Below are 13,347 nucleotides of genomic sequence, written 5' to 3' on the forward strand. Positions count from 1 at the left end.
CAGAATGGAAAAGCTGAAAAGATACTTTCTATTTGTCCTGGGCACTATACTTGTAGCAGGCTGCAAGGAGGAACCCAAAAGGGAAATAGTGATTCACGGTGAAACCAAAACGGACATTGTCACCACGATTATTCAGGAAGAGGATAATTTTTACCATATAGACTTTGAAAACTACCCGAGTTCGAACAAATCCTTACCAATTGGAGTTTTCGATTCTGGAACAGGAGGATTGACCGTGCTAAAGGCCATTATTAACTATGACGAGAATCACAATGGGTCACATGAAAAAGGAGGGGATGGTGAACTCGATTTTAAGAAAGAAGCCTTTATCTACCTAGGAGACCAGGCCAATATGCCCTACGGAAATTATTCCAGCGTGGGAAAGGTAGACCTGCTTAAGGAGCATATTATTAAGGATGCACAATTTCTCTTGGGAAACAAATACTATTCAAACCGTTTGGACCGGTCACCAAACATGGATAAAAAACCAGTCAAAGCTTTGGTCATCGCGTGCAATACGGCAACGGCCTATGGTAAGAACTATATTGAAGAATTTTTGCAAAAAGCGAATCTTGATATCAAGGTCATTGGAGTTATAGACGCGGGTGTAAGGGGAACTTTGGATGGAATAGGTAAGAACGAGGATGCCATAGTGGGTGTACTGGCCACAGCAGGGACGGTGGCTTCAAAGGGATATCGTAATACCTTGTTGGAACTTAAGGATAAAATGGGCTACACTGGAAAAATTGAGGTGTTTTCCCAAGGCGGAGTTGGAATCGCAGAGGCCGTCGACGAAGACCCTGATTACTTTGACAAAAATCTAAGAAAACCACGAGATGCCTACAAAGGACCAAGCTTGAAGGGGGAACTCAAAATTGAACGTACCCTGTTTGATATCTATAACTTCGATTTCGATGACAGCAAAATGCTTTGTGACAGTGAAAAGAGTGATGATTGTTCCATCCTTCAAATAAACGATGCGGAAAATTATGTGCGCTACCATCTGGTTACCCTTATGGAACAGATTCGGCAATCCAATACCACAAACCAATTGAAATCCTTGATTTTGGGCTGCACACACTACCCTTATATGACCAAGGAAATTGAGAAGGTACTTGGCGAGCTCTATAACTATAAATCAAAAGATGGGAACTATTTATATCGACCTTATATGGTTGAGAAAATTGCCTTGGTAGATCCGGCCGTGGATACAGCCAAGGAGCTTTTTGCCCACCTAAAGGAGCAGTCCCTTTTTAATACCAATGGCAAGATGGAGGAGAGCGAGTTTTTTATCAGCGTGACCAATAGGGACAACAAGGCAAATATTATAGATAGCTTGGGCCGTTTTCCTTACGACTTTAAATATGGAAGAAATGCTGGGGAGATCCAGCAATATGTAAAGATGGTTCCCTTTAGTCGAGATAATGTTTCCGATGCTATTTTAGACCGGTTTCAAAAGCAGATACCTCGGGTGTATAAACTGATGGAGGCGTTCAATGCGTCCAATGAAAAGTGCACGGAACTTCACGAGAGCGATAAGATCTAATATTTCAAAAAATCTGAGCCATGAAATTAAAACTTGCACTGCACTGGAAAATTTTGATTGGGATGGGGTTGGGTGTGGCCTTGGGTCTTCTAATGTCCACGTTCGAAGGTGGGAAAGAAATAGTTCAGGATTGGATAAAACCTTTTGGGAAAATCTTTATCAATGCCCTTAAATTGATTGCCATTCCCTTGATATTGGCAGCCTTGATAAAAGGAGTTTCAGATTTGAAGGATATCAGCAAACTCTCAAAAATGGGTGGTAGAACAATCGGCATTTATCTGACCACTACGGTTATTGCGGTGAGTATAGGTTTGTTTTTAGTTAATTTGATACAACCCGGAACCTCCATAACCGAGTCCACACGAACCGAAATGGTTTCGAATTATACCGAAAGTACCCAAGCCTACAAGGAAACAGCAAAATCCAGACAACAAGAGGGGCCTTTGAAACCTTTGGAAGATTTGGTGACCGATAACATCTTCGCCTCCGCAACAAGCAATAGGAATATGTTACAAGTAATTTTCTTTGCCATATTTTTTGGGATTGGGTTGATTTTGATTCCGCAGGAAATGGGTAGTACGGTAAAGCATTTTTTCGATGGTTTTAATGAGGTCATCCTAAAAATGGTAGATCTTATAATGCTAACTGCGCCCTATGGGGTATTTGCTTTACTCGCTGCAATCGTTGTGGAAGCACCTAGCGTTGACTTGTTTAAAGCTTTGGCATGGTATTCCACAACGGTTATTATTGGCCTTGGGATTATGATAGGGATATATACCGTATTGGTTTTTGTCTTCACAAAACGAAGTCCGAAGTTTTTCATCAATGGCATTTCACCAGCTCAATTGTTGGCTTTTTCTACAAGTTCCAGCGCGGCAACTTTACCGGTTACCATGGAGCGGGTCACGGAACATTTGGGGGTAGAAGAAGAGGCCGCCAGTTTTGTATTGCCCATAGGAGCTACTATAAACATGGATGGTACGAGTTTGTACCAAGCGGTAGCAGCGGTTTTTATAGCACAAGCCTTTGGGATGGATCTTGATTTTTCCACCCAATTGGGCATTATTGCCACTGCCACATTGGCCTCAATAGGGTCAGCAGCAGTTCCGGGGGCCGGGATGGTAATGTTGGTTGGGGTGATGGGATATGCGGGGATTCCTGAAGCGGGGCTTGCCCTGATTTTTGCAGTAGATAGACCATTGGATATGCTCAGGACATCTGTCAATGTTACTGGGGATGGTGCAGTATCGATGCTTGTGGCCAAATCCGTTGGGAAACTAGGTGCTCCGAAAGTGAAAAATTGGGATGACAATTATCCATCCGTATAACATAAACTAAATACTCCCTTCCATGAAAAGAATGAAAACTTTAAACGTAATATGTCGCAGAGGGCTTTTTGGCTTGCTGGGAATTCTATTCCTGGTGCAATGTTCTGGACCAAAAAAGGTTCGTTTTGAAATACCTGTTGACACTAGGGACAAGCCAATTTCGCTTCAAACGAAACGGAAGTACGAGTTTAAGGAGATGGGGGTTTGGGTTGGAAATGAGTTTGACGGAGCGCGTCTAAATGGTGCTTTTCCACTAAATGATTCGACCATTGCACTGCGATTTGATCCGGAAAATACCCCCATTAATAAAAGTCCTTATTATGCTTTTGAGACTGGGTCAGACACCTCAAAAACCATTTATTTCAAATTTGAGTATCCGGATGGTTTCGAACATCGCTATGAACCAAAGAGGAAACAGGGTGGCAAATGGAGTATAATTGATTCTGTCAATGTGCTAAGTGCAGATGAGGGCATTTTTCTCAAATTGAAGCTAGGTTCTGAACCCCAGATAGTGGCAGCTCAAGAAATCAACACTTCCACGGATGTGGAGCAGTGGTATATGAACCGCATCGTAGAACCTCATGACTTTGTGAAATTAAAAAGTGCGGGGCAATCTACCATGGGAAGAAACCTGCCGGTATTGGAACTATCGTTTGGAGAAGTGGAAGACAAGCCAATCGTTGTTCTGCTGACCAGGCAACATCCTCCAGAAGTAACCGGATTTTTCGCATTTCAACATTTTTTGGAAGCCTTGGTGGGTCAAGGTACTTTGACGCAAGAGTTTTTGAAAAAGTATAGGGTCTTGGCGTTTCCAATTATGAACCCAGATGGGGTTGACCTGGGACATTGGAGGCATAATGCCAATGGGGTCGATTTAAATCGCGATTGGTCCAAATACCACCAACAAGAAATCAAAAATGTGGTGTCTTACGTTACGGCGGCTTCAAAAATGGGTGGCAGTATTGTCTTGGGATTGGATTTTCATTCAACCTATGAGGATGTCTTCTACACCAATGTTACTCGGGAGGGTACCAGTTTGCCCAATTTTATTTCAGATTGGTTCGAGGTTTTGGAAAGGGATATTCCAAGCTATGTGGTGAATGAAAAACCATCTAATAGTACACGTCCGGTGTCAAAGGGATGGTTTTTATATGGGCAAAATGCCACAGGCATTACTTATGAAATTGGTGATCATACCCCAAAAGAAAGAATAGCCGAAATTGGGACCCAATCGGCCATAGCCATGATGGAAATCCTGTTAAAGGGAAAGTAATGCCCTGTCCCAATTAGGACAAGGCATAAAATTATTTCAATGCCAAGTGAAACTCCTTGAATGGTTTCAGGACCTGTAGCAAATACTAGGCAGATTCGCCTTTTGATACAAAAAGATTATCTATTTCCAGATACTTATCCTTGAGCAAGTTTAGGGCAAAAGCCGCAGCTGAGGCAGTAAATACGGAATAGTCAAAGGAACCTTTAATGTTGGATGAGAAGGTAATCGCCAACGCAAACATCAACAATAGATAACCTGAAAGTTTGGCGAAAAACTCCGTTTTAAACCCAATGAGCAGAAATAGGGCAAATAGTACCTCCAATACTGTGGCAACAAAAGCAACTGCCGGAATTATAGACTCTGGAAACCAAGGGTTCATGGCTTGGGTACTTTGGACAAACACCTCCCAATTTCCCCAAGAATATAGGCCCTCGGGCCAAAAACCAAGTCGGTCGGCCACAGCTGATAAAAAGGCAGTTCCCAGGGAAACGCGCAAAAATAACTTTACAAATTTTGAATTCATAGGTTTAGGATTTTGAAGCAAAATTAGGGAGCTAAAGTCCGTTGGCTTTTGACAATTGTCAAAAAATCAAATGGATTTCCTAATGCGGCTTAATGTCTCTTGGGTCATGCCCAAATAGGAGGCGATATGGCCCAAATTGACACGCTGGATAATCTGGGGACGCGTGCGCACTAGGTTTTCATAGCGTTCTTTTGCCGAAAAGAAAAGAAATTCTTCAATTCTGTCCGCACCTTCGGTGTACATACGTTCAAGTACCAAACGAACGTATTTCTCGTATTCTGGATGTTGCGATAACAGCTCTTGCAATGTTTTATAGGAAATGGAGAATACCGTGCTATCTTCCAGCAATTCTACGTGGTAACGGCTTTTCTTCAGACTTATGATACTGTCCACAGCGGTAATAACCTCGCCTTCTGATGCCAAATGGACCGTGATATCCTTACCGTCCTTATAAAAGAATGTTCTGGCCAGCCCCTCCTGAATGAGGAAGATCTCCTTACAAACCGCACCTTGTTCATGTAATAGCTGGTTCTTGGGAAAGTTACGTTGCTCCATCAGTTCAAAAATCTTGGTAACAAGATCAAAGGGAACAATACCATCCAAATGATTGAAATTCATGGTGGTTGTGTAAGTTTTTTGATGATGTACTGCAAATTTAGGCGAAAGCGCATAGAAAAAGCCAAGGTTTTAACTTGGCTTTAAACTCTTTAACTGAACATAACCCAGCTGACAGCTGATTGGGTTTGGAATAACTTAAATGTTATTCAAGTACCTCACTGATTTGGATTATCGGTTGGGTGTTGGTATAGTTTGGAATATCACCTACAATTTGTTGGGCATGGGGTCCGAAAGAATTCTGATAAGCCGAAAGCTGATCGAAATATAAATAGCCGATGGCTAAATAAGGCATTGGATCATCTGGGGTTCGACCACCCATACCTTTATCAATTTCCAGCAGTTTTAAGGAATCACCCAGCAAGTCAGCTACCATGGGCATGTGTTTGTTGGAATAATAATCCATATCGAAGTTCTTTCCATCCCCATTGGGATACATGATGGTTACCTTCACCATGCCTTTTTTACTTTTTGGGTTCTCGTTGGATACGGACACTTGACAACTGGCTAGATATAATAGGCCACCGATAAGGGCTAATATAAATTTGGTTTTCATTGTATTATGGTTTGATGATGTGTATAAGTTAATACATTTCTTGCGGGATTGAACGAATGCTTTGGGTGAAACTTAAGTCTTGCACAAAAACATTGGATATCGTGATATAAAACAAAAACCCAGAAAATCAATTGATTTTCTGGGTTTTGTGTACTCGAGGCGGGACTTGAACCCGCACGGCCACAATGGCCATTGGATTTTAAGTCCAACGTGTCTACCAATTCCACCACTCGAGCCGGACCTAAACAAAAAAACGCTGCAAGCAGCGTTTTTTGGAGCGAAAAACGGGATTCGAACCCGCGACCTCCACCTTGGCAAGGTGATGCTCTACCAACTGAGCTATTTTCGCATTTTAAAGAACAAAGCACTTTTTTCAAGTGCGGATGCAAATTTAATATATTTCTCCAAAATAGAAAGAATTTTTTAGGACGAAGCAGTTTTCTTTTTACTTAATAGCCGTTTGATCTCATTTAACTTCATCAAAGCTTCCACTGGGGTAAGGGTATCTATGTCCAAATGCAAAATTTCATCCTTGATCTCTTCCAAAAGCGGGTCATCAAGGTTGAAAAAACTTAGCTGCATCTCATTTTGAACCCCTTGCAGTTTGTCCGTCATCTCTTCGCTGGAGTGTGATTTTTCCAACTTTTTCAGAATTTTGTTGGCCTTTTGGATAACCTGTTGTGGCATTCCGGCCATTTTGGCAACGTGAATTCCAAAGCTGTGTTCACTACCTCCTGGGATTAGTTTTCTGAGGAAAAGTACATTGTCCTTGAGTTCCTTTACCGAGACATTGTAATTTTTGATGCGGCCAAAGGTAGACGTCATCTCATTGAGTTCATGGTAATGAGTCGCAAAGAGGGTTTTGGCCCGCGAAGGATGCTCATGCAAATATTCCGAAATGGCCCAGGCAATGGAAATACCATCATAGGTGCTGGTTCCCCTACCAATTTCATCCAGAAGCACCAAACTCCGTTCCGAAAGGTTGTTTAGGATGGATGCCGTCTCGTTCATTTCTACCATAAAGGTGGATTCACCCATGGAAATGTTATCACTGGCACCGACCCGCGTGAAGATTTTGTCCACCATGCCAATGTTAGCCTCCGAGGCGGGAACAAAACTTCCCATTTGTGCTAGGAGCACAATAAGCGCGGTTTGGCGAAGAATGGCAGATTTACCACTCATATTTGGCCCGGTAATCATAATGATCTGTTGTTCCTCGCGGTTGAGGATCACATCATTGGTAACATAGGTTTCTCCCAAGGGTAATTGCCTTTCAATGACCGGATGCCTTCCATCTTTGATGTGCAGTGCTGTTGAATCGTTCATTTGGGGTTGTACATAATGATGTTCCTTGGCAAGCTGGGAAAAACCGCAGAGGCAATCCAGTTGGGCAATTAATTGTGCATTTTGCTGCACCGGGACAATATATTCCTGCATCCATACCAACAATTGCTCAAAAAGCTGTTGTTCCAGTTGATAAATGCGTTCCTCTGCACCAAGAATTTTAGCCTCGTATTCTTTTAATTCCTCTGTGATATAGCGCTCTGCATTCACTAAGGTCTGTTTCCGAATCCAACTTTCGGGAACCTTGTCCTTGTGGGTATTCCGTACTTCGATATAATACCCGAAGACATTGTTGGAAGCAATTTTAAGCGAGGTGATACCAGTTTGTTCGGTCTCTCGTTCCAGCATTTTATCCAGGTAATCCTTGCTCGAAAATGCTAGGTTCCGAAGTTCGTCCAGTTCCTCAGAGTAGCCGGTGGCTATGGTTTGTCCTTTCAATAGATTCACTGGTGCTTCTTCATGGAGCACCTCTTTTATCTTGTGTCGCAGCGACTCGCAAGCATCCAACTGCTGTCCTATAAGATTCAAGGACCCGTTTGGACTTTCCAAAGCAAGCTGTTTAATGGGAACCACCGCTTCTAAGGAGTTTTTAAGTTGGATGACCTCCTTAGGGTTGATTTTGCCTGTAGCCAGTTTGGAAATCAACCGTTCCAAATCCCCGATTTGTTTGATCCAGTGCTGTGTTTTTTCCAGGAGTGTCTCTTCTTCGGAAAGATGGGCCACAACCTGATGCCGCTGCTGGATTTGTCCAAGATTTTTTAAGGGTAATGCCAACCAGCGTTTCAGCAGACGTCCTCCCATTGGGGATATTGTCTTATCGATGATATCCAAAAGCGTTATGGCATTGAGGTTGGTGGAATGGTAGAGTTCCAAATTCCGAATGGTGAACCGATCCATCCAAACATATTGCTCTTCGGCGATCCGATGTATTTTGGTAATATGCTGCAGCTGCTTGTGCTGGGTCTCCGACAAGTAGTGCAATACAGCTCCCGAAGCCACAATTCCATGGGAGAGCTGGTCTATTCCAAAACCTTGAAGAGTTTTGGTTTTAAAATGGTTGGTAAGGCTCTCATGTGCATAATCATCCTGAAAAATCCAATCTTCCAGAAAAAAACTATGGAACTGCGTTCCGAAGACCTCAATAAATTCCTTCTTATGATTTTTGGATACCAATACCTCATTGGGACCAAAATTTTGCAACAGTTTGTCTACCTGTTCGGCCGAACCTTCAGAGGTAAGAAATTCCCCAGTGGAAATGTCCAAAAAGGACACTCCAAATTTGTTTCGTCCAAAATGGACCGCACATAGAAAATTGTTGTTTTTGGCGGATAGGATATCGTCATTGAGTGCAACTCCAGGTGTTACCAACTCGGTAACCCCTCTTTTTACTATGCTTTTGGTGAGTTTAGGATCTTCCAGTTGATCACAAATGGCCACACGTTGGCCCGCTTTGACCAATTTTGGCAAATACGTGTTGAGCGAATGGTGAGGAAAACCTGCCAATTCGGTCTTATCTCCCCCATTGTTTCTATGGGTGAGGATGATTCCGAGAATTTTGGAGGCCTTGACCGCGTCTTCACCAAAGGTTTCATAGAAATCCCCAACCCGAAACAGCAATAATGCATCAGGATGTTTGATCTTGATGGTATTGTATTGCTGCATTAAAGGAGTAACCTTCTTGGGTTTTGATGAAGCGGCCACAGTAGATGTTTTATTTCGTGAACGATTTGAACGAATGTACCGTTTTCCACCTATCCCAAAAATTTTTGTTGATATTTTTGCAGTTATAGTTGAAAAATATGAGCCGGAAACTAGAGAACAGTGAGTTGAATCGATTGGATGTTGAATCTTACAAGACAGCTAAAAAAACACCGATCATTCTTATTCTCGATAACATCAGAAGTTTGAACAATATCGGTTCTGTTTTTAGAACAGCGGATGCCTTCCTGATCCAGAAGATTTATTTATGTGGAATTACTGCCACGCCCCCGCACAAGGATATCCGAAAAACTGCTTTGGGTGCTACGGAAAGCGTGGATTGGGAATACCGGGAAAGCACCTTGGATTTGGTACGGGAACTTAGACAACAGGGTGTGAGGACCATCGCTATTGAACAGGCTGAAAATGCGACCATGCTGAATACGTTTTTACCAGGGTCAGATACCTCCCTGGCCCTTATTTTTGGTAATGAGGTAAAAGGGGTTTCGCAGGAAGTGGTGACAGCGAGCGATGAAGTTCTGGAAATCCCACAATTTGGCACAAAACACTCCTTGAATATCTCCGTAAGTGCAGGGGTAGTGGTGTGGGATATTTGGTCTAAACTCAATGTTTAAAAAAGAAAAAAGCCCTGATATTTCAGGGCTAAACATATAGTTTGAGTTAGTTAGTTTCTCGATTAGAGAGGTCTAATAAAATAAAACCATTCGTTATATCCAAACATTTTCCAAAAATTCTCTTAAATGTTAAAGGATAGGATGTTGTGCTCCAAGGCCTCTAAAACGCTTTCATAATCGGCCGGATTGTGCACAAAATCTTGATTGCTCATGTCCAAAATAAGACTATTCTGATTAGGGTGCCCCTTGATAAAATCCATATAGCCTTGGTTAATTTTTTCCAAATAGGAAGGACTTATATTCTGCTCGTAATCCCTACCTCTTTTTTTGATATTCTCCAAAAGTCGCTCTGTGTTTTGATACAGATATAAATAGATTTCGGGCTTTTTTACTTCCTTGTACATAAAGTTGAAAACCTTTCGGTACAAATTGAATTCTTCCTCTTGAAGCGTGATTTTAGCGAAAATCAAAGACTTAAAAATATCGTAATCGCTGACCATAAAACTTTTGAAGAGGTCAAACTGCGAAGTGTCATCCGTAAATTGTTGATAGCGGTCCGCTAGAAAAGACATTTCCAAAGGAAATGCATATCGTGCTTGGTCATTATAAAATTTAGGAAGAAAAGGATTGTCCGCAAAACGCTCCAAAACAAGTTTCGCATTAAAGTCCTTGGCAATCATCTTGGTCATAGTGGTTTTCCCGGCTCCTATATTACCTTCAATGGCAATAAACTGCAGTTGCCCAAATAGTTCTTCCCGATTTCTGAACAATTTGTGATTTGTTTTCTCAAGGTTGTTCCGATCTTTACACTGCTGCAATAAATTGCGAATGTCTTTTTGGAGAATGGGATGGTAGAATTGCGGAGCAATATCCGCCAATGGTTTTAAAACAAAGTTTCGCTCATGCATACTGGGATGCGGAATGCTGAGGGTTTCGTTTCTAATGATTTCATTAGTATAAAAGATAATGTCCAAATCCAAGGTCCTGGAACTATAACCTTTTGTGGATGACCTTTCCCGCCCAAAATCTTTTTCGATTTGAAGCAAAATTCCCAAAAGCTGCTCAGGTGGGTTCTGGGTATCTATGGCAATACAGGCATTGAGAAAATCCTCCCCTTCAAAACCCATGGCCGGACTCTTATAAATTGAAGATACCTTCACGACCCGGCCAGCTTTCCGATGAATGGATAATACAGCTTTTTGAAGCACCAAAGCCCTATTCCCCATATTACTGCCCAGTGAAAGGTATGCCCGTTGTTTTTCGCCCATAATCAAGAAGACAAAATAACAAAACAATCCACAATGGTTATCTTTGATCCTGAATAAAATTTAGTTGCATGAACTTTTTGAGAAATTTATTGGCAGCAATTTTGGGATGTCTAGTGGCATTCGGAATCCTGATGGCCATGTTTTTCATTTTTTTGACCCTAATGGCAAGTGCAGATGAGGGAGTAGTGGTAAAAGAGAATTCCGTTCTGGAACTTAGTTTTACTCAACCCATTAGAGATTATGTAGGTAAAGATGCCTCGGATCCATTCGGGGGACTTTGGGAAAATGAATTGGGATTGGATGACATTTTACACGGCATTAAAGTAGCGTCAACAGACGATAGAATAAAGGGGATTAGTTTGACCACTAGTTTTCTGCAAGCTGGTTTGGCGCAGGCCCAGGAGATAAGAAGGGCGTTGCAAGACTTTAAAGCCAGCGGCAAGTTCGTTTATGCCCATTCCGACTTTTTCACCCAAAAAGATTACTACCTGACCAGTGTCGCAGATGAGGTGTATTTAAACCCAGTTGGTGGAATGGAGTTCAAGGGTTTGGCAACGGAAGTTCTCTATTATAAGGATTTGCAGGAAAAGGCCGGGATTAAAATGGAGGTCATACGGCATGGAAAATACAAAAGTGCGGTTGAGCCCTATCTATCCGATACGATGAGCCCTGAGAACAGGGAGCAGATAACGACCTTGATTACCTCACTTTGGGATGAAATGCTGGGTGAAATTGGTAGTTCTAGGGAGATTAACGAGGAAACATTAAATATCATCGCTGATACCCTAGGGGCCAGGACCCCAGAATACGCCGTAGCCTCTGGATTGATTGACGGCACAATGCATTTTGACCAATATGAAACCCTTCTCAAAGAACGAATGGAATGGGATGAAGAAGAGGAGCTTAACTATGTGGAATTTGAAGAATACCTGTTGGAAGCAAGCGGTAGACGCCTTCAGATCGGTAAGGATAAGGTAGCCGTTATCTACGCGCAAGGGGAGATTTTTTATGGTGAAGGAGGTAAGGAGTTTATTGGGCAGGGTATGATGTCCAGGGCTTTACAAAAAGCTACAAAAAGTGAGAATGTCAAAGCAATCGTGTTACGAGTGGATTCTCCAGGCGGTAGTGCTTTGGTTTCTGACATTATTTGGAGGGAAATGGAGCTGGCTAAAAAAGAGAAACCGGTAGTGGTTTCCTTCGGAAACGTTGCAGCTTCTGGGGGTTATTATATCGGTGTGGCAGGGGACAAAATTTTTGCCGAGCCTACAACGATAACAGGTTCCATAGGCGTCTTCGGGACCATTCCCAATGCCCATGAACTGGCCGGCAAGATAGGTATCAACGCAGAACAGGTGGGGACCAACAAGAACTCGGTGGACTATTCCCTGTTTGAACCGATGAGCGATTCGTTCCGCGATGTGGTGCAACAAGGTATTGAAGATACCTACGAGACCTTTTTGTCCAGAGTTTCTGAAAGTAGAAATATGAGTATGGCAGAGGTGGATTCCTTGGCCCAAGGTAGGGTTTGGAGTGGAGTTGATGCCAAGGCCAATGGATTGGTGGATGAATTGGGGAGTTTGGACGATGCTATTGCGGCAGCGGCAGAAATGGCAGAGCTGGGAGATTATGGAATTCGCAAGTACCCCAAATATAAATCCAACTTTCAGAAGCTAATGGAAGACTTGGGAAGTGCCAAAACTAAAATTGGGACCGCTTTGATTAAGGAGGAACTTGGTTCAGAAACCTATCAAATCCTGAAGGAATTCAAAAATATGACCGACCAAAAAGGAATCCAGGCCAAAATGCCGTTTAGCTTAAACATCAAATAAGGGAATGACCCAGAGGGATAAAAAGGCCGCATTCTCCATCTATCTCTATTTAGGGGCTTTGTTCATCACCTCCCTGGTGGTGTCCAATCTTATATTTCAAAAGTTTTTCTATTGGAATCCGTTTGGGGACATCAAGGTGTTTGGAGCCCCACTTTTTGAAATTTCCGTGGGAATTCTTCCCTATCCAATTACCTTTTTGATCACCGATTTGATTTCGGAAATCTTTGGGAAGAAAAAGGCCAACCAAGTGGTTATTGCGGGTATTTTTGCTTCTTTTTTCTCCCTTCTGATCGTTACCACGGCAAATATTGCTCCAGCCACGGAATGGTCCCCAGTGAGTGATGGAATGTTCAGGTCTGTCTTTGGCAATACCATTGTTGCTGTGTTCGCCTCAATGATGGCCTACCTTTTGGCCCAGTTTATCGATATACAGCTTTACCATTTTTGGAAACGAATCACTAAGGGCAGGTATCTCTGGCTGCGAAACAACTTTTCTACCTTTTCCTCGCAATTTATAGACACCTTTACCGTGGTGCTGCTACTCTGCACTTTTGGTGAAATTCCATGGGAATTATTCTATGGTTTGGTGATCAGCGGCTTTCTTTTCAAAGTATTTATTGCGCTGTTGGACACCCCTTTGCTCTATTTCTTCGTATATCTATTGCGGAAAAGATTTAACTTAAAAATAGGGGAAGAGATTAACCTGGATTAATCGCTTCTTGCTTACTTTGT

General features: G+C 42.4%; 11 protein-coding genes and 2 tRNA genes. 6 read left to right on the top strand and 7 right to left on the bottom strand.

All coding sequences use genetic code 11. From position 1 onward, the window contains the following. Positions 1 to 4: 4 nt before the first annotated feature. From BUC10_RS12570 to BUC10_RS12580, 3 genes are read left to right on the top strand one after another with little or no spacing between them, the layout of a single operon-like run. Positions 5 to 1,546, top strand: coding sequence for a glutamate racemase (locus BUC10_RS12570; RefSeq protein ID WP_073180200.1), 1,542 nt, complete (start codon positions 5 to 7; stop codon positions 1,544 to 1,546). Between the two features lie 20 nt (positions 1,547 to 1,566). Continuing rightward, positions 1,567 to 2,874 (top strand): dicarboxylate/amino acid:cation symporter, encoded by a 1,308-nt coding sequence (locus BUC10_RS12575; RefSeq protein ID WP_073180202.1) that lies wholly within the window; start codon positions 1,567 to 1,569, stop codon positions 2,872 to 2,874. Positions 2,875 to 2,896: 22 nt separating this feature from the next. Then, positions 2,897 to 4,147: a M14 family metallopeptidase gene (locus BUC10_RS12580; RefSeq protein ID WP_245812831.1), complete on the top strand. Its 1,251-nt coding sequence runs from the start codon at positions 2,897 to 2,899 to the stop codon at positions 4,145 to 4,147. 85 nt (positions 4,148 to 4,232) lie between these two features. Here the strand turns inward: BUC10_RS12580 and BUC10_RS12585 are convergent, their stop codons facing one another. The 6 genes from BUC10_RS12585 to mutS form a co-directional block, all read right to left on the bottom strand. Beyond that, a complete protein-coding gene (locus BUC10_RS12585; protein WP_073180204.1) occupies positions 4,233 to 4,670 on the bottom strand; it encodes a DoxX family membrane protein in 438 nt (145 codons plus the stop codon). A gap of 66 nt (positions 4,671 to 4,736) precedes the next feature. Continuing rightward, entirely contained in the window at positions 4,737 to 5,288 is a 552-nt protein-coding gene (locus BUC10_RS12590; protein ID WP_073180206.1) for a Crp/Fnr family transcriptional regulator, read from the bottom strand. A gap of 142 nt (positions 5,289 to 5,430) precedes the next feature. Continuing rightward, positions 5,431 to 5,841 (bottom strand): EthD family reductase, encoded by a 411-nt coding sequence (locus BUC10_RS12595; protein WP_073180208.1) that lies wholly within the window; start codon positions 5,839 to 5,841, stop codon positions 5,431 to 5,433. A gap of 151 nt (positions 5,842 to 5,992) precedes the next feature. Further along, positions 5,993 to 6,077: transfer RNA gene (locus BUC10_RS12600), tRNA-Leu, on the bottom strand. 37 nt (positions 6,078 to 6,114) lie between these two features. Beyond that, positions 6,115 to 6,190 (bottom strand) — tRNA-Gly (locus tag BUC10_RS12605). Between the two features lie 74 nt (positions 6,191 to 6,264). Then, positions 6,265 to 8,847 (bottom strand): DNA mismatch repair protein MutS, encoded by a 2,583-nt coding sequence (gene mutS, locus BUC10_RS12610; RefSeq protein WP_073180210.1) that lies wholly within the window; start codon positions 8,845 to 8,847, stop codon positions 6,265 to 6,267. 137 nt (positions 8,848 to 8,984) lie between these two features. Between mutS and BUC10_RS12620 the strand changes: the two genes are divergently transcribed. Beyond that, positions 8,985 to 9,518 carry an RNA methyltransferase gene (locus BUC10_RS12620; protein ID WP_073180214.1) on the top strand — a complete coding sequence of 178 codons (534 nt, stop codon included), beginning with the start codon at positions 8,985 to 8,987 and terminating at the stop codon, positions 9,516 to 9,518. Positions 9,519 to 9,640: 122 nt separating this feature from the next. Here the strand turns inward: BUC10_RS12620 and folK are convergent, their stop codons facing one another. Continuing rightward, a complete protein-coding gene (folK, locus tag BUC10_RS12625) occupies positions 9,641 to 10,786 on the bottom strand; it encodes a 2-amino-4-hydroxy-6-hydroxymethyldihydropteridine diphosphokinase (protein ID WP_073180216.1) in 1,146 nt (381 codons plus the stop codon). Positions 10,787 to 10,854: 68 nt separating this feature from the next. On the opposite strand from folK, the gene sppA reads away from it, so the two are divergent. Together sppA and BUC10_RS12635 are read left to right on the top strand one after the other, a co-directional pair. Beyond that, positions 10,855 to 12,615: a signal peptide peptidase SppA gene (gene sppA / locus BUC10_RS12630; protein WP_073180218.1), complete on the top strand. Its 1,761-nt coding sequence runs from the start codon at positions 10,855 to 10,857 to the stop codon at positions 12,613 to 12,615. Positions 12,616 to 12,619: 4 nt separating this feature from the next. Beyond that, positions 12,620 to 13,327, top strand: a complete 708-nt coding sequence (locus tag BUC10_RS12635; protein WP_073180220.1) for a queuosine precursor transporter — start codon at positions 12,620 to 12,622, stop codon at positions 13,325 to 13,327. Positions 13,328 to 13,347 lie beyond the last annotated feature (20 nt).

The sequence above is a fragment of the Flagellimonas flava genome (genome assembly GCF_900129665.1).
Classification (GTDB): Bacteria; Bacteroidota; Bacteroidia; order Flavobacteriales; family Flavobacteriaceae; genus Flagellimonas; species Flagellimonas flava.